At 74.0% G+C, this 16,174-nt stretch carries 17 protein-coding genes and 1 tRNA gene; 7 read left to right on the forward strand and 11 right to left on the reverse strand.

What is annotated here, in order from left to right; genetic code table 11:
* Positions 1-48 precede the first annotated feature (48 nt).
* Positions 49-933 carry a DUF1684 domain-containing protein gene (locus AC3AQ1_RS07375; protein WP_108718460.1) on the forward strand — a complete coding sequence of 295 codons (885 nt, stop codon included), beginning with the start codon at positions 49-51 and terminating at the stop codon, positions 931-933.
* Positions 934-969: 36 nt separating this feature from the next.
* Here AC3AQ1_RS07375 and AC3AQ1_RS07380 read toward each other — a convergent pair whose 3' ends face one another.
* Entirely contained in the window at positions 970-1,776 is an 807-nt protein-coding gene (locus AC3AQ1_RS07380) for an LON peptidase substrate-binding domain-containing protein (RefSeq protein ID WP_234417877.1), read from the reverse strand.
* Positions 1,754-2,905 (reverse strand): glycoside hydrolase family 2 TIM barrel-domain containing protein, encoded by a 1,152-nt coding sequence (locus tag AC3AQ1_RS07385; protein WP_199916553.1) that lies wholly within the window; start codon positions 2,903-2,905, stop codon positions 1,754-1,756. The genes AC3AQ1_RS07380 and AC3AQ1_RS07385 overlap by 23 nt, the downstream gene beginning before the upstream one ends.
* Positions 2,906-2,912: 7 nt before the next feature.
* On the opposite strand from AC3AQ1_RS07385, the gene AC3AQ1_RS07390 reads away from it, so the two are divergent.
* On the forward strand, positions 2,913-3,158 hold the full coding sequence (locus tag AC3AQ1_RS07390; protein ID WP_199916554.1) for a hypothetical protein: 246 nt from the start codon (positions 2,913-2,915) through the stop codon (positions 3,156-3,158).
* A 55-nt stretch (positions 3,159-3,213) separates the two neighbouring features.
* Here the strand turns inward: AC3AQ1_RS07390 and AC3AQ1_RS07395 are convergent, their stop codons facing one another.
* On the reverse strand, positions 3,214-3,792 hold the full coding sequence (locus AC3AQ1_RS07395; protein ID WP_108718462.1) for an NADPH-dependent F420 reductase: 579 nt from the start codon (positions 3,790-3,792) through the stop codon (positions 3,214-3,216).
* A 133-nt stretch (positions 3,793-3,925) separates the two neighbouring features.
* Between AC3AQ1_RS07395 and AC3AQ1_RS07400 the strand changes: the two genes are divergently transcribed.
* Complete coding sequence (locus tag AC3AQ1_RS07400) at positions 3,926-5,290, forward strand: enterochelin esterase domain-containing protein (RefSeq protein WP_159096433.1); 1,365 nt, start codon at positions 3,926-3,928, stop codon at positions 5,288-5,290.
* 203 nt (positions 5,291-5,493) lie between these two features.
* Here AC3AQ1_RS07400 and AC3AQ1_RS07405 read toward each other — a convergent pair whose 3' ends face one another.
* Positions 5,494-6,867: a multidrug effflux MFS transporter gene (locus AC3AQ1_RS07405; protein ID WP_108718464.1), complete on the reverse strand. Its 1,374-nt coding sequence runs from the start codon at positions 6,865-6,867 to the stop codon at positions 5,494-5,496.
* Between the two features lie 58 nt (positions 6,868-6,925).
* On the opposite strand from AC3AQ1_RS07405, the gene AC3AQ1_RS07410 reads away from it, so the two are divergent.
* Positions 6,926-7,417, forward strand: coding sequence for a MarR family winged helix-turn-helix transcriptional regulator (locus AC3AQ1_RS07410; protein WP_159096434.1), 492 nt, complete (start codon positions 6,926-6,928; stop codon positions 7,415-7,417).
* A gap of 76 nt (positions 7,418-7,493) precedes the next feature.
* Here the strand turns inward: AC3AQ1_RS07410 and AC3AQ1_RS07415 are convergent, their stop codons facing one another.
* The 7 genes from AC3AQ1_RS07415 to AC3AQ1_RS07445 all read right to left on the reverse strand — a co-directional run bounded on the left by AC3AQ1_RS07415 (position 7,494) and on the right by AC3AQ1_RS07445 (position 12,268).
* Positions 7,494-8,978, reverse strand: a complete 1,485-nt coding sequence (locus AC3AQ1_RS07415; RefSeq protein ID WP_108718466.1) for a peptide MFS transporter — start codon at positions 8,976-8,978, stop codon at positions 7,494-7,496.
* A 14-nt stretch (positions 8,979-8,992) separates the two neighbouring features.
* Positions 8,993-10,060 (reverse strand): IS110 family RNA-guided transposase, encoded by a 1,068-nt coding sequence (locus tag AC3AQ1_RS07420; RefSeq protein WP_108717602.1) that lies wholly within the window; start codon positions 10,058-10,060, stop codon positions 8,993-8,995.
* 274 nt (positions 10,061-10,334) lie between these two features.
* A complete protein-coding gene (locus AC3AQ1_RS07425) occupies positions 10,335-10,622 on the reverse strand; it encodes a DUF1905 domain-containing protein (protein WP_108718467.1) in 288 nt (95 codons plus the stop codon).
* Positions 10,623-10,649: 27 nt separating this feature from the next.
* Entirely contained in the window at positions 10,650-11,021 is a 372-nt protein-coding gene (locus AC3AQ1_RS07430) for a bleomycin resistance protein (protein ID WP_108718468.1), read from the reverse strand.
* Positions 11,022-11,043: 22 nt separating this feature from the next.
* On the reverse strand, positions 11,044-11,820 hold the full coding sequence (locus AC3AQ1_RS07435; protein WP_234417879.1) for an alpha/beta fold hydrolase: 777 nt from the start codon (positions 11,818-11,820) through the stop codon (positions 11,044-11,046).
* A 58-nt stretch (positions 11,821-11,878) separates the two neighbouring features.
* Positions 11,879-11,951, reverse strand: a tRNA-Arg gene (locus AC3AQ1_RS07440).
* Positions 11,952-12,076: 125 nt separating this feature from the next.
* Entirely contained in the window at positions 12,077-12,268 is a 192-nt protein-coding gene (locus AC3AQ1_RS07445) for a hypothetical protein (protein WP_108718470.1), read from the reverse strand.
* Positions 12,269-12,482: 214 nt separating this feature from the next.
* Between AC3AQ1_RS07445 and AC3AQ1_RS07450 the strand changes: the two genes are divergently transcribed.
* The 3 genes from AC3AQ1_RS07450 to AC3AQ1_RS07460 all read left to right on the forward strand — a co-directional run bounded on the left by AC3AQ1_RS07450 (position 12,483) and on the right by AC3AQ1_RS07460 (position 16,165).
* Positions 12,483-13,325: an ABC transporter ATP-binding protein gene (locus tag AC3AQ1_RS07450; protein ID WP_108718471.1), complete on the forward strand. Its 843-nt coding sequence runs from the start codon at positions 12,483-12,485 to the stop codon at positions 13,323-13,325.
* Positions 13,322-14,674: a hypothetical protein gene (locus tag AC3AQ1_RS07455; RefSeq protein WP_108720062.1), complete on the forward strand. Its 1,353-nt coding sequence runs from the start codon at positions 13,322-13,324 to the stop codon at positions 14,672-14,674. The genes AC3AQ1_RS07450 and AC3AQ1_RS07455 overlap by 4 nt, the downstream gene beginning before the upstream one ends.
* A 69-nt stretch (positions 14,675-14,743) precedes the next feature.
* Positions 14,744-16,165: an MFS transporter gene (locus AC3AQ1_RS07460; RefSeq protein ID WP_108718472.1), complete on the forward strand. Its 1,422-nt coding sequence runs from the start codon at positions 14,744-14,746 to the stop codon at positions 16,163-16,165.
* Positions 16,166-16,174 lie beyond the last annotated feature (9 nt).

Raw genomic sequence — 16,174 nt, forward strand, 5'->3', positions numbered from 1 at the left:
CGCGCACGCCGCGAGGCCGACCTCGCCCGCCCGCACGACTGGCTCAGCGTGGTCGGCTTCGTCTGGCTCGGCGACGAGCCCGCCGCGGTGCCCGGCGTCCCGGGGTCGTGGTGGGTGGCTGACGGCGGTGCGCACGTCGCCGCGCGCACCGCGGACGGGCTGCGCCTCCTCGGGTCGAGTGACGCTGCGTCCGGCGCTGCCGATGCCGCCTCACTGGGCCGCGCGACCGGCGTGCTCGACGGCGAGGCCTCCGTCGCCGTCGGCGAGGCCGGCGCCGTGCCGTTCGCGGCGTTCCGGTCCGGCGCTGGTGACGCCGCCGACGACGCTGCTAGCGCCGACGACGACGAGACCGAGGTCCGCATCGAGGTGCTACGCCGCGGCGGCTACTACGCGCTGCGGCTGCGCGACCCGCAGGCGCCCGCCCGCACGTCCTTCGACGGCGTGCCGACCTGGGACTACGACCCCGCCTGGCGCCTCACGGCCCGGCTCGAGCCGTACGCCGCGCCCCGCTCGGTCGTCGTCGGCGCGGCCGCGCCGGGCCTCACGCAGCGCGCGAACGCCGTCGGCGAGGTCGTCCTCGAGCGCGACGGCGAGGAGGTCCGTCTCGTGGCGACCGGCTCGCCGTCGTCGTGGTCGGTCGCGTTCACGGACGCGACGTCGGGCGTCACCTCCTCGGCCTGGCGCGCCGTCGCCGTGCTCGGCGACCCCGCCGACGGCGAGGGCGAGGTCGACCTCAACCGCACCGTCAACTTCCCCTACGCGTTCACCGACTTCGGCACCTGCCCGCGCCCGATCGAGGGCAACGCGCTGCCGTGGGCCGTCGAGGCGGGCGAGCGCTCGCCGTCGGGCCGCACCGGCGTGCCGCCCACCGAGGGCGGGCCGACCGCGCTGCCGGGACCGCAGCTGCTCGGCGGCGCGGTGCAGGACGACTGAGCGCTCGCCGTCGGGCTCCGCGCGGGCGTGCTGCGCTCAGGCGCCGCCGTCCTCGTCGAGCCAGCGCCAGAGGGCCTGGTCGACGGTGTCGCCACCGAGGGTGGGCTCGAGGGTGTCGAGCGCGTCCTCGGTGAGCGACCGCGTGGTGCTGAGAAGCTCCTCGGCGCTGCCGGCGCGGAGCAGCCGGTAGCGGTCCAGCGGACCGATCGGCGCGATAGCGGCGAGCTGCCAGGCGGCCTCGACGGGGTCCTCGGACAGCCCGACGTCGGGGTCCCAGTCGGTCTCGGCGAACTCCGCGGCGCGCGCAAGGACGCCGCGGACCAGGTGCTCGGTCTGCTCGCGCAGCGGCTCGAGGTCGTCGTCCCAGGCGAGCTCGGGCAGCGCGCGTACGGTCGCGACCGGGTACGGGTCGTCCTCGCCCCAGGCGAGCACCTCGACGCGGTGCGTGCCCTGCGCGACGACGAGCACGTCGTCGTCCTGCGCCGCCATCTGCACGATGTGCGCCATGGTCGCGACGCCGAAGCGCACCTCGCCGCCGCCGGCCTCCGTCCCGCGCTCGATGAGCACGACGCCGAACTCCGGCCGGCCGGACGCGAGGATGCGGCCGAGCATCACGCGGTAGCGCGGCTCGAAGATCCGCAGCCGGATCGGCACGTGCGGCAGGAGCACGGACGCGAGCGGGAACATCGCGGTGCCGGGGCGCGCGCCGGGGACGCTCGTGATGTCCTCGGGCGCAGCGCCTTTGTCGGGCGCCTCGCCGTCGGGCGTTGCGCCGTCCGGCGCCTCGCCGTCGCCGTCGCGCGCCCGCTCGTGCGACTCGTCACTCGGCAGACCTGCCTCCATCGCCCCAGTCAACACCGCCCTCGGGCGTCGGCGCCCCCTCCTCGCGCGCGCCGTCAGCGCGCTCGCCGGCCGCCCGCGCGCGCCACCGCCTCCGCAGCACCCACGCCGCCGCCTTCGGTCGCCGGTCGCGCGTGAGCACGCCCTTGCGGTTGCCGTCGGCGCGGATGAGGCCGGGCGCCGTTGCGAAGTCGGCGAACGCCCAGACGTGCTCGCCGACCACGGCGGACTCGCCGTCGAACACCCGACCGCTCATCTCGAGCACCGCGGCCTGGTACTCCTCCGACCACGGCTCGGGGTCGGCGTGGTGCGTGCCCGGCAGCGCGTCCGCGCCGTTCTCGCTCACCACGATCGGCTTGCCGAGCGCCGCCCACGTCGCGAGCTCGGCGCGCAGGTGCTGCTCCGCGGACTCCAGGTCGGCATTGTCCTCGTACCAGCCGTAGTAGCGGTTCAGCAGGAGCAGGTCGGCCATCGGCGTGACCCGGCAGGTCTCGGGGCGGTGGCGGCCCTCGTTCGCGAAGGTCACCGGCCGGGTCGGGTCCAGGGTGCGCACCAGCGCGAAGAGCGGTCCGAAGTACTCCCCCGCGAGCGGCGCGGACGACGCCGGCTCGTTCGCGACGCTCCACGCCACCACGCTCGGGTGGTTGCGATCGCGCGCGACGAGCTCGCGCAGCAGCCGCGCGTGCGCCTCCTGTGCGGCGGCGCCGATGAGGCCGGGGCCCTCGCCGAACGTCGCGGGTGCGAGCCGCCCGCCCGAGAACGCCTCGTTCTGCCCGACCGCGGGCGCCTCGTCGATGACGAGCAGGCCGTCCTCGTCCGCGAGGTCGAGCACCTCCTCCGCGTGCGGGTAGTGCGCGGTGCGGAAGGAGTTCGCCCCGAACCACGCGAGCAGGGCGTGGTCGTGCACCGCGAGCACCGGGTCGTGCCCCTTGCCGTGCACGAGCTGGTCCTCGTGCCGCCCGAAGCCGCGCAGGTGGACCGGCTCGTCGTTGACGAGCAGCCGCGCGCCGGCGACCCGCACCGTGCGCATCCCGACCTTGAGGTCGTAGCGGTCGAGCACGCAGCCCTCGCCGTCGGGCACCTCGAGCGCGAGGTCGTACCGGTAGCCGTCACCTGGCGCCCACGCGTGCACGTCGGGGATGGTGAGCCGGCCCGCGACGGTGGGCTCGCCGTCGGGAGCGTCGCGATCGGGTGTCGAGCGTCCCGCCCGCCACGAGGTGCCCGACGGCGTCGCGCACCTCCGCGCGCAGGGCCACCCCGCCCGGGGTGTCGGTGAGGGCGACGGCGAGGCCGAGCTCGCCGTCGCGCGTCCCGTCCGTGCGGACCCCCGGCACCTCGTGACGGAGCCCGGCATGGGCTACCGGTTCGTACGCGAGGGCCGGTGAGGGGCGGGGCGGGCGGCTTCGGAGAGGTCGCGGTGGTCGGGCGTGTCCTCAGCCGTCAGGAGACGACGGCGAACCCACCGGTCCAGGAGATCTTCTCGCCCGCGGCGAGGGTGAGCTGGAGGAAGCCGAGCGCCTCGAGCTCGTGGGCCCGCGCGAGCGAGCCGGCGTCGATCGCCTGCAGGCCGCCGGCCTTCACGGCCTCGACGAGCGTGGCCTTGGCGCCCGCGTCGTCGCCCGCGACGAGCACCGTCGTCGTGTTCGCGCCGACCTGGCCGCTCGCGAGGGTCGCGGCGAACGTCGTGTTGAACGCCTTGACCACGCGCGCGCCCGGGAGGGCCGCCTGGAGCTCGGCCGCAGCGGAACTTCCCGCCGGCACGACGAGCGAGTCGAACGTCGAGAAGTCCAGCGGGTTGGTGATGTCGACGACGACCTTGCCCGCGAGCTGGTCGCGGTAGGCCTCGGCCAGACCGGCGAGGGCGGGGTAGGGCACGGCGAGCACAACGACGTCGCCCGTCACCGGCGCAGTCCCCGCCTCCTCGCGGCTCACGTAGCCCACCGAGGCGCCGCCCTTGGCGAGCACGCCGCCGATCGCGTTGGCCATGTTGCCGGTTCCGATGATGGTGACGCTGGTCATCTCTCTCACTCCTCTGATTAGTTGTTGCTACAAGTAGATAGTAAACCCACGATGGTTGAGGCGTCAACGAATGCGTTCGCCGGCGTGTTCCGACGGGCGCAACCGAGTGGGGCGCTGTGCCACGATCGACGCGATGTCCACGACCTCGGCCGGCGGCCCTGCGCCCTTCCCCGAGCCGGGCCCGCTCCCCCGCACCGCGGGCGTCCCGCCGCAGCACGCCCGGCCGCAGCCCGTGCCGCGCAGCGTCTCACCCCGCGTGACGGCGTTCGCCGAGGCCGCGCGGAGCGCGACGACGGTGGCCGCCCGCGAGGCCCAGTGGCGCGACCTCGTCGGCGCGGGCACCCCGCTGGTGGAGACGCTGGACTCCCACGACTGCCTCGTGACGTTCCTCTGGCGCGGCCCGGCCCGACGCGTCGCCGCGCTCGTCAACAAGCTCTCCGACGCCTCGACGCTCGAGAGCGCGCTCCTCGAGCCGGTGCCGGACACCGACGTCTGGGCACTCACGCTCCGCCTGGGGCGAGCGTTCCTCGGGAGCTACGCGCTCGCCGTCGTGCCCGTGGACGCGGGCGAGGCGACGGCCGGCACACGCGGGCGGGCCGAGCACGGCGGGCTCGAGACGCGCCGCGCGCGGGCGCTGGCCGTGTCGCTGCCCGAGCGCCACGAGGCGATCGCGGCGTGGTTCAACCTGCTCGCGCACGCCGCGCCCGATCCGCTCGCGCGCGAGCACGGCGGCGGAGCATCCGTCGCGCGGGGACCGGACGCCCCGCGTGCGCCGGTGGTCGCGGCGCCGGTGTCGCCCGGCCGGCTCGTCCCAGCGGCACTGCCGGGCGGTCGGCGCGGATGGTGGCACGTGCCGGCCGGTCCGCCGCCGGCGGAATGGGACGTGCGGGTGCTGCTCGACGGCGAGCACTGGCTCGAGCCTGCGGCTCCCGGCTCCGTCTCGGCGGCCCCGCGGCTGGACGCGCTCCCCGCGCAGGGCGCACCGCGGCGCGTGACGCTGCTCGTCGAGGGCGGGGACATGGCCGCGCGCGGTCGCGACCTCACGTGCTCGCCGCACATGGTGGACGCGCTGCGTGGTGCGCTCGACGGCGCGGACCCCGCGCTCCTCGGGGCCCCGCTCACCGCCGACCCCGCGCGCACGAGCATCGTCGGGCGCAGCCTCGGCGGCCTGCTCGCGGTGTACGCGCAGTGCCGGGCGCCGGAGCGGTTCGGGGTGAGCGTGAGCCAGTCGGGATCGTTCTGGTGGCCGAACACGGGCGGCACAGCCGGTTCAGCCGGGCAGTGGCTCACGACGGCGATCGAGAGCTCCGCCGTTCACCTCGGCCGGGTGCACCTAGAGGTCGGCACGCGCGAGTGGGTGCTGCTCGAGCCCACGCGGCGGCTGCGCGAGGTGCTGCGCGGGCGCGCCACCGTCACGTGGCGCGAGTTCGACGGCGGACACGACCAGGTCTGCTGGGACGCGCTGCTGCCTGACGCGCTGCGGGGCGCAGGCGCCTGAGCCCGCGGGCGTGGGTTTGGACTGCCGTGCGCTGTGACTGGTCGCCCGAGCGCATTGACTGGTCAGATCGAAACCGCACGGACCGCCAACCCTCTGACCTGCGGCGATGCTGCGCCCGCCACGCCGGACGGGATCTGGCCAGTCAATCCGTCGGGGCCACCAGTCAATGCGTCGGGCTACCCCGGGGTCGGTGCGGCCGTCGGCTACGCCTGGGCGCCCTCGCCGGCCAGGGTGAGCTCGCCCGGCTCCGCGTCAGCCGCGTCGACCGCGGCGCTGCGGTCGGCCGCATCAGCGTCACCCACGTCCGCACGACTCCGACTCCCGACGGCGTGGAGCACGCCGCTCCCGATCGCGATGGCGCCCGCCACGGCCATGACGAGCACCATCGGCGTGACGGACACGCCGCCGCCGAGCCCGACCAGCGGCGACACCAGGCCCGCGGCGGCGAACTGGGCGGCGCCGAGTGCGGCCGACGCGAAACCCGCGGGCCCCCGCACGGCATCGAGGGCGAGCGCGGTGGCGGTCCCGAGGATGAAGCCGAGCGACGCCACCGTGAGCAGGATCGGGACGGGCAGGAAGGCCACCGGAAGCCACGCGGCCGTCGCAGCGAGCAGCACGATCCCGACGCCGAGCCCCGCGAGGCCCATCGCCATGACGCGCCGGGAACCGAGGCTCGAAAGCAGCTTGGACGCGACCGCGCTGGTCGCCATGAGCGCGAGGGCGTTGGCACCGAAGACGAGCCCGTAGGTCACCGCGCTCAGGCCGATCAGCTCCTGGTACACGAACGGGGAGGCCGAGATGTACGCCATCATCACGGCGAACGACGCCACGAACACGGCCGTGCACAGGAGGTAGGTGCGGTTGCGCCACAGCGGCAGGGTCGGCTCGACCGCGGGACCATTCACGATCGCGCCCGACGCGGGCGACCCCCACGCCGGCACGTCGGCGACGTCCGCCGCGAGGGCGAGCGACGCCGTCGTGCGCCGACCTCGACGCGCGTGCGCCGGCAGCGTCTCCGGCACGGCCGCGAGCACGGCGAGCAGCATGAGCACGGCAATGCCGGTGAGCACCCCGAGCGTGCCGCGCCAGCCGAGCGCCTCGGTGAGCAGGCTGCCCGCGACCGGCGCCACGACCGGCGCGACCCCTCCCACGATCATCATGAGCGTGAAGGCGCGCGCCGCGACCTCACCGCGGGCGAGGTCGGAGATGATCGCGCGGCCGAGCACCATCCCGGCCGAGCCGGCGAGCCCCTGGACGAGCCGCGCGGGGACGAGCACGCCGATCGTCGGCGCGAACGCGACGACGAGGCTCGAGAGCACGAACACCACGGCCCCGATCACGAGCGGGAGCCGGCGCCCGAGGCGGTCCGAGAGCGGGCCGAAGATCAGCTGACCCGCTGCCATGCCGACGAGGAACGCGGTGAGCGTGAGCTGGATCGCGGTCGGGTCGGTGCCGAGGTCCGTGGCCATCGCGGGGAACGCGGGCAGGTAGAGGTCGGTCGCGAACGGCGCGACGGCGGAGAGCAGCGCGAGCGCGAGCAGCAGGCGCGTGGTGAGCAGGTGGGGGCGAGACGTCACAACTGTCCTTACTTATATTTCCATAATGATCGACGCATCACCATATAGGCTGGGTCGCATGGCCGACAACGCCCTGCTTGCCGAGACCCGCCCGGATGTGGCCGAGGACACGCTGGCCGACGACACGCTCGCCGACCTCGCCGAGCTCGCGCACGCCGTCGCGCGCGACGTCGGGCGGCCCGACGGCGACGGCGTCGTCCCCCTCACGCACACCGAGGTGATGGTGCTCAAGGCGATCGAGGACCGGCCGGACGCGACGCCGGGTGCGGTCGCCGAGGCGACCTCCCTGCAGCGCAGCAACGTGAGCGCGGCTCTCGCCGCGCTCGTGCGCAAGGGTTTCGTGGAGCGCAGGCCCGACGGCGTGGACGGCCGGGTCGTGCACCTGCACCTCACCGCGCTGGCGCACGCGAGCCGGACCACGATCCGGGGGCGGTGGGCCGCGCGCGTGCGGCTCGGCGTCGAGGCGGGTTCGCTGACGGCGGCCGACGTCGAGGCGACCGTCCGCGTCCTCGGCGCCCTCGCGGACGGGCTGGCCGCGACGCGGGACTGAAGCGCGGCGCGCGGCGCTGGCCGCTCAGGCCTGCGGCGCTCAGGCCTGCGGCGCCCGCACGCCGAGGCTGCGGAACTCAGTGCACGTCCCCCATGAGGGCGTTGATCTTCCGCACGACGGACAGCATGATCGCGCCGAACGCCACGGCCATGCCGCCGCACACCGCGAACGAGAGCACCGGGTCGTTCGAGGTGACGCGCGCGATCTGGCCGCCGACGGTGGTACCGACCGACGTCGCGAGGAACCACAGCGCGAGGAACTGCCCGAGCGCGCCGTGCGGCGCGAGCTTCGTGGTCGCCGAGAGCCCGTTCGGGGAGAGCAGCAGCTCGCCCCACGTTTGCAGCAGGTACACCGTGACGAGCCACCAGATGGTCGCCTTGTGCCCGGTGTTCGCGTAGGAGGACATCGGGATCGTCAGCAGCAGGAACGAGAAGCCGACGATGAGGAGCGCGACGCCGAACTTCACCGACGTCCGCGGCGCGCGGTCTCCCCAGCGCAGCCAGACCGCCGAGAACACGGGTGCGAAGATCACGATGAACAGCGGGTTGACCGACTGCAGCCACGACGCCGGGATCGAGAAGCCGCTCGTGACCGCGAGGTTCGTGACGTTCTCCGCGAACAGCGTGAGCGTGGAGCCGGACTGCTCGAAGATCATCCAGAAGATCGCGGCGCCTAGGAACAGCCAGATGAAGGCGGTCACCCGCGAGCGCCCGCGAGCGTCACCGGACGTGCCCCGCAGCACCTGGCGGAAGTACCAGAGGGGGACGATGAGGATGAAGACGGTGACCGCGGACGTCACTGCCGTCACGGAGGACTGGCCCGCGATCACGAACGCGGTGATGAGGACGGCGAGGATCCCGACCACGACGGCGGCGATCACCAGGACGTGCTTGCGCTCCTGGGCCGTGGCGGGTTCGTCGGGCTTGTCGCCGACGCCGTGCAAATACCGGCGGCCGAGCACGTACTGCAGGATCCCGAGCGTCATCCCGACGCCTGCGGCGCCGAAGCCGAGGTGCCAGCCGACGCCCTGGCCGAGCGTGCCGCAGATCAGCGGGGCCGCGAATGAGCCGATGTTGATGCCCATGTAGAACAGCGAGAAGCCCGCGTCTCGCTTGGCGTCCTCGGGGGCGTAGAGCTGCCCGACGATGCCGGAGACGTTCGGCTTGAGCAGACCGGTGCCGAGCGAGATCGCGAGGAGGCCGAGCCAGAACGACAGCTCCGTGGGCATCGCCATGAGGAAGTGGCCGCAGGCGATGACGACGCCGCCGTACAGCACCGAACGCCGCAGTCCGATGAGGCGGTCCGCGATCCAGCCGCCCGCGACGGGCGTGAGGTACACCAGACCGGAGTAGGTGCCGTAGATGGCCTTGGCCACGCCGTCGTCGATGCCGAGGCCGGGGTTGTCGCCGGTCAGGGGCGCCGTCATGTAGAGCACGAGCAGGGCTCGCATGCCGTAGTAGGAGAACCGCTCCCACATCTCGGTGAAGAACAGCGTCTCCAGCCCGCGCGGGTGTCCGAAGAAGGTCCGCTCGCCCGCCACGGGCGTGGTCGCCGTGCTCATGCGTTTCTCCTATGTCAAGCCGCGGCGGCGACGGTGGTCGTGGTGGGCTGGTGGAGGGGTTGGGTGGTGGTCTTGAGGGTGGTGAACACGACTCGGATGAGGTGCCGCTTCAAGCAGCGCAGGGCCTCTCGGTTCGACATGCCTTGGGCCTTCTTCTTGTCGTAGTACGCCCGCCCGAGAGAGCGGGGCAGCCTGATCTGGGTGACGGCAACGCGGTGGACCGCACAGTTGATCTGGCGGTTCCCGCTACGGGTCATGCGGACTCTGCCCTCGGTGCTTCCGGACCAGACCGGGATCGGCGCGATGCCGGCGTGGCGGGCGAGCTGGGCGTCGGTGCTGAAACGTGCGATGCCACCGATCTCCCCGACGAGCTTCGCGGCCGTCAGCTCCGCGCACCCAGGCACCGCGACCAGGGCCGGAGCCCGAACGCTCACCAACGCAGCGATCCGCTTCTCCAGGTCCTTGATCCGCACACTCACGGCGCAGATGTCGCTCAACTCATCCAGGGCGAGCTCGACCACCACACCCTCGCCTCGACCCTCCAACCACGCCTGCAACGCACGCTGATGCTTGATCCGGTCCATCGCCCCGGCCGGGATCTCGTGCTCGGGGTCGAGCTCGTGCACCCGCCACAACAGGCTGTTGATCGTTGCCGTGCGCTGCTTGACCAGCGTGTCGCGCCGATCCACCAGCAGCTTCAGCTCACGAGCCTGCTCATCGTGCACGGCCCGGGGAAGACCGGGCTCCGCCAACGCGGCACGAGCCACCGCCAGGGCGTCGATCGGGTCGGACTTGCCGCGGGTGCGCGCGCTCGCACGGGCGTGCGCCATCATCTTCGGCGGAACCCGCACCACGACCTGACCAGCCGCGAGAAGATCCATCTCCAGCCGGGTCGAGAGGTGACGGCAGTCCTCGATCGCCCACTCCAGCTCATCACCGAACTGGCGCCGCGCCCACCGCAACGCCTCCCGGTGACCAGGAGTGGTCGCCCTGACCGTGAACTGCCCGATCTTGCGGGCCCGCTCATCGACCGCGACGAACGTGTGGCTCTTCTTGTGTACATCGGCTCCAACGACAACCATGAGGGTTGCCTCCTTCCACCCGATCAGTGCAGGGACGGTTGGGCCGGCCGGCGGACACATCTCAGTGGGGGCGATGCCACGCTCCTATCAAGTCACGCCGGCCGGTCCGTCACACCAGACGCCGACAAAACCCATGCACGCCACGAAGGCAGCGACCCTACGAGTCAGACGACTGGTGATCAGGACCCAACCACCGCGAAGCGGCACTGTCACCCTGACACTGAGCCGACCCTAGGGGCACGGCCCTGAGCACGAGGACTACCGGCCCGCGGCCTCAGGCGTCGACGTCGAGCCGCACCGTCACGACGTCCCCGAGTCCGACGCCCTCGCCCTCCTGCAGCACCTTCTTGATCGGCACGACGTAGCTGCCGTGGCGCGGCCACAGCGACGTGGTGACGCGGGTCGCGCCGATCGTCACGGCCACCGGGATCATCCCCCAGCCGTAGGTGACCACGGGCGCCACGGACGCGATCTGCGCGGCCTCCTGCTCGGGCACGACGACGAAGAGGTACGGCGCGGGCCCGCGCCAGTGGACGATCTCCCCGGAGAAGACGAGCTCCACGCGGGGAGCGTCGCCCCGGGGACGGAGTCAGCCGTCTGGGCCGCGCTCCTCGATCAGAGCGAGCTGGGTCCCGTCGAGGTCGACGAGATACCCGGCGCGCTGCCCCCAGGCCTGACGTGCGACCGGGGTCAAGCGCGGTATCCCGCCGTCGTCGATCGGCACGGAGGCGGCGACGGCGGCGTGCAGCTCCTCCAGGTCGGCCACCCGGATGCTGCACATGAACGAGCTGGCCAGAGGGTCGAGGTCCGGGAACGGGAAGAACTCCAGCTGAACCGTGCCGCGGCGCAGGATCAGCCACGAGTCGTCGCGGTAAGTCTCGCGGAAGCCCAAGGAACCGTAGAACGCGCTCGTCCGCGTGAAGTCGCGCGAGGGCAGGTTGGGGACTGCGCGGTCGGCCATTCGCAGACGGTACTCGCCGGCCTCAGCCGCCCGCGCGAGGCACCACCAGCGCCAGCCGGTCGATCGCCCGGCACGTCAGCTCCATCTCGTCCTCGCCGCTGTGGCCCTCGGACTCCACGACGTGGAGCTCGCTGGACGGCCACGCGCGGTGCAGGTGCCACGGGGTGATGACCGGCCCGCTGATGTCGCGCCGGCCGTGGACGAGCACCGCCGGGACGTCCGGAAGATCGTCCGTGCGGGCGAGGATGCTCGCAGCGCCGGGCAGGAAGCAGTCGTTCGCCCAGTAGTGCGTGACCAGGGTGGCGAAGTTCGCGCGCTCGCGTGCGTCGTCGTGCAGCGGCCCGGGCACCCAGGCCGGGTCGAGGGAGATGTGCGTGGCCTCCCACGCGTCCCACGCGTCGGCGGCCGCCGCCCGCACGGCCGGATCGGGATCGCGCAGCAGCCGCGCGTAGTGCTCGACGACGCGCACGCCGTGCGGGGTTGTCGCCGCGAAGCGCGCCCACGCCTCCGGGAAGATGCGGCCGACGCCCTCGGTGATCCAGTCGATCTCGTCCCGACCGCCGGTCGTGACGGCCGTCAGCACCAGTGCGGTGACGCGAGCGGGGTGCGCGACGGCGTAGGCGAGCGCGAGCGTCGACCCCCAGGACACGCCGTGCACCAGCCAGGCGTCGATGCCGACGTGGGCACGCAGCGCCTCGAGATCGTCGATCAGCGCGGCCGTGGTGTTCTCGTCGAGGCGCTCGAGGTCGTCGATCGCCCACGGGGTGCTGCGCCCGCAGCCGCGCCACAGGCCGGACAACGCAGAAGCCCCGCCAGCCGTGGGGCTGACGGGGCTTCCGCGTCGCTGTCTCAACGAGCGCGCCCGGAGGGACTCGAACCCCCAACCTTCTGATCCGTAGTCAGATGCTCTATCCATTGAGCTACGGGCGCGTGGCCGCAAGGCCGGGGAAGAGCATACCCCGGCCCCGCGGCACGGACCTAATCGGCGGCGTCGCGCGGCAGGATCGCGGCGCCGGACCGCGATGCCCAGCCCCGTACGAGGAGCCCGCTGGAGGTCACTCCTTGTGCGGCCGCAGGTGCTCGAAGATGTCGTCGTTGGCCGGGTCGTTGATCGCGTCGAGCGCCTGCGCGGCCTCCGCGACGTCCTCGTCGGTGGCCTGGTCGGTGACGGGTCCGGTCTCCTCGAGCTCGGCCGCGGTGAGCTCGGCGGCGGTGGCGGGCGGGTAGGCGGGTTCGGTGGTGGACATCGCAACCTCCTGGTCAGGAACGGTGTCTCGCTGACTCTTCCATGCGGGGGCGAGCGGGGGAAGAGCGGGAAGCGCGCCACCAGGAGCCCCGCCGAGCAGCGCCCGCGTGCGACCACGGTCCGACCCCGACGTCGGCCCGTGGGCCCACGCGACCACCCGCGGAGGCGACCGACGCGGGAGGGCGCGCGACGCCGTCGTGCGCGAACGTGGAGGCATGACCAGCGCACCGCTCGAGGCCCGTGGCCTCGTGAAGACCTACGGCGACCAGGGCGTCGCCACCCGCGCACTCGCCGTCGTCGACCTCGTGGTCGCCCCCGGCGAGTCCGTCGCGATCATGGGCCCCTCCGGCTCCGGCAAGACGACGCTGCTGCACGTCCTCGCGGGCGTCCTCGCGCCGACGTCGGGCTCAGTCCTCTGGCGCGGCCAGGACCTCACCACGCTCCCCGACCGCGCACGCACCCAGCTGCGCCGCTCCGACTTCGGCTTCGTGTTCCAGGCCGGCCAGCTCCTGCCCGAGCTGCCCGCCGACGAGAACGCCGCCCTCCCCCTCCTCCTGGCGGGGACACCGCGCCCGACGGCGATCGACACCTCCCGCCGGTGGCTCGCCCACCTGGGGCTCGCCGGGATGGAGCGGCGCCGCCCCGGGGAGCTCTCCGGCGGTCAGGCGCAACGCGTCGCGATCGCGCGGGCGCTCGTGGGGCGGCCCGGCGTCGTGTTCGCCGACGAGCCGACCGGGGCGCTGGACCGGCACACCGGCTGGGAGGTCATGCAGGCGCTCACCACCGCGACGCGCGCGCAGGGCGCCTCCCTCGTCGTCGTCACGCACGACGAGGAGGTCGCGCACTGGTGCTCGCGCACCGTGCACATGCGCGACGGCCTCATCGTCGCCGAGGCGCACGCGCAGCCGGTCGCGCCGGCCGCAGGCGTCACGGCCGCCGGCGCCACGGCCAGCGCGGCCGGCACTACCGGCCCGGCGAGCCCGACGCCGAGCCCGACGGCGAGCCAGCCCCTCCCCGTCGCCCTCCCCACCGCGCCGTGGTCGGGGGCGGCGCGATGACCACGCTGCGCCTGTGGGCCCTGCTGCGCCGCCGCGGCCGCACCGACACCCACGACCCCGCGGGCCTGACCACCGTGCTCGCCGTCGTCGCGTTCGCCGTGACGACCGGCATGGCGCTCGTGCTGCTCGGCGGGTTCCTCGCACTCCTCGCCCGCAGTGAGGCGGGCGCCGCCATCGGCAGCTACGACGCCGGGCTGTACCCGATCCTCGCGGGGTTCGCGGTGCTGCTCCTGCTCGTCCCGCTCACCACGCTCGGCGGCGCGGCGGCGCGGCTGGCGGTGTCCCGCCGGGACGCCCGCCTCGCGGCGCTGCGCCTCGCGGGCGCCACGAGCGGCCAGGTCGGCACGCTCGCGGTGCTCGACGCCGTGGCGCAGGCCGTCGTCGGAGCCGTGCTCGGCGTCGCGCTCTACGCGGCGCTGCTGCCCGCCGTCGCCCAGCTGCGGTTCCAGGGCCGCACCTTCGAGATCGCCGAGCTGTGGGTCGGTGCGGGTCCGCTCGCGCTGACCGTGCTCGCCGTCGTGCTCATTGCGGCGTGGTCCGCGCTGCTCGGCCTGCGCCGCGTGGTCATCACGCCGATCGGCGTGGCCGCACGCACCACCCCGCCGGGGCTGCGCGCGATGCGGCTGCTCGCCGTCGTGCTCGCGCTGATCGCGCTCACCGTGGTGCAGGCGGTGATGAAGAACGCCGTCGGGATGCTCATGCTCGTGTTCGTCGTCGGCGTGGTCGCCGCGGGAATGGCGACCCTCAACCTCGTCGGGCCGTTCGTGCTCGGCCTCGTCGGACGCGCGACGGCGGCCCGCGCCCGGTCGGCCGCGACGCTGCTGGCGGGGCGCCGGCTCGCGGACGACCCGCGCACCGCCTGGCGCAGCGTCGGCGGGGTCGCGCTCGCGACGTTCATCGCCGGCGCGACGTCGATCGTCGCCCTGTTCGACACGACGATGGCGAGCAGTCCGGGCGACGCGATCGTCCTGCAGGACCTCAAGACCGGCGGGCTGCTCACGCTCGCGATCGCGGGCGTCCTCGCCGGGGTGTCCACGGGCGTCATGCAGGCCGGCCGCGTCATCGACCAGCGCTCGGCCTACCGCGCGCTCGCGCTCGCGGGCGCCGACACCCGGGTGCTCGACGCCGCCCGCGGCCGGGAGACCGTGATCCCGCTGGTCGCGGCCGTGGGGACGGCGACCGTGACGATGCTGATGTTCATGGTGCCGCTGCTCGGCGCCGGGATGTGGCTGCAGCCCGCGGTGCTGCTGCAGTTCGTGGGGGCGGTCGCCGCCGCGGTGGCGTGCGTGCTGCTCGGCGCGGCGGCCGCACGCGGCGTGGCGCACCGGATGCTCGCGTCGGGCGCCTGAGCTGCGGCGCCCGACCACACCCTGACCCGCGCCGCCCCGTGCCGCCGCACGGTGCGACACTGAGGGACCGTGACCTTCCTCCAGCACGCCCGACGCCGCGCCCGGCGTTCCGCGTGGATCGTGTGGGCCACCGGCTGCGGGGTGTACTTCCTCGCGGTGCTGCACCGCTCCTCGCTCGGCGTCGCCGGGCCGGAGGCGGTCGAACGGCTGCACATCACGTCCGCGCAGCTGGGCATCTTCGTCATGCTGCAGCTCGGCGTGTACGCCGTGATGCAGATCCCGTCGGGGCTCGCGATCGACCGCTGGGGACCGCGCCGGGTGCTGCTCGTGGCGACGCTCGTGCTCGGCATCGCACAGACCACGTTCGCGTTCGCGACCACGTACCCGGTGGCGCTCGGCGCCCGGGCGCTGCTCGGCGTCGGGGACGCGGCGGTGTACATCTCCTGCCTGCGGCTCGCCGCGCAGTGGTTCCCCGCGACGCGCTACGCGGGGCTCACGATGATCACGGGCATGGTCGGCATGGCGGGCAACCTCGCGGCCACCGTCCCGCTCACGATCGCGCTGCAGACCTACGGCTGGACCCGGACGTTCGCCGTGACCGGCATCACGTCGCTGCTGTACGCGGTGCTCCTGCTGCGGCCCGCCGTCGCCGCGCCCTACCGCGAGGTGCACCTGCCCGGCCCGGAGGACGCGCTGGGCGACGCCCGGACGCCGCGCGCGGCGTGGCGGTCGGTGCTCGGCCAGGTGCTCGAGTCCTGGCGCGGCGGCGAGCGCGGGCACGGCGCGCGCCTGGGGTTCTGGACACACCAGGCCACGATGGCCTCCGGCACGGTGCTCGCGATGGTCTGGGGCTACCCCTACCTCACCGAGGGGCTCGGCTACCCGGACGCGCGCGCGGCCGCCGAGCTGTCGCTGTTCGTCGTGGCGACGCTCGCCTTCAGCCTCGTCATCGGGCCGGTGGCCGGGCGGTGGCGCGGGTCGCGGATGCCGCTCGCGATCGCCGTGTGCGCCGCGATCCTGCTGGCCTGGCTCGTGCTGCTCGGCTGGCCGGGTGGCCGGCCGCCGGAGCTCGTGGTGACGCTCGCGTTCGTCGTGATCGCCACCGGTGGTCCGGCGTCGCAGATCGGCTTCCACCTCGCGCGCGACTACACGCCGCAGACCCGGATCTCGACGGCGACCGGCCTGGTCAACGCCGGCGGCTTCCTCGGGGCGATGGTCGGCGCGGTCACGGTCGGCCTCGTGCTCGACGCCCGCTCCGGCGGCGCCGCCCCGGACCTCGACGACTACCGCTGGGCGCTCGCCACCGTCGTCGCGATCGCCGCGGTCTCCACCCTCGCCATGGTCGCGAGCCTCCTGCGGCTGCGCGGGCGCGCGCTCGCGCGGGTCGCGGCCGGCGAGCCGGTCGTGGTGCCCGTGGTCGCGCACTGGTGGGACCTCGATGCGCTGCGCCCGCACGTGCGCGTCGAGGACGAGGAGCCACCGGCGCCGTAAGGTGCACGT

The organism is Miniimonas sp. S16, assembly GCF_057748195.1.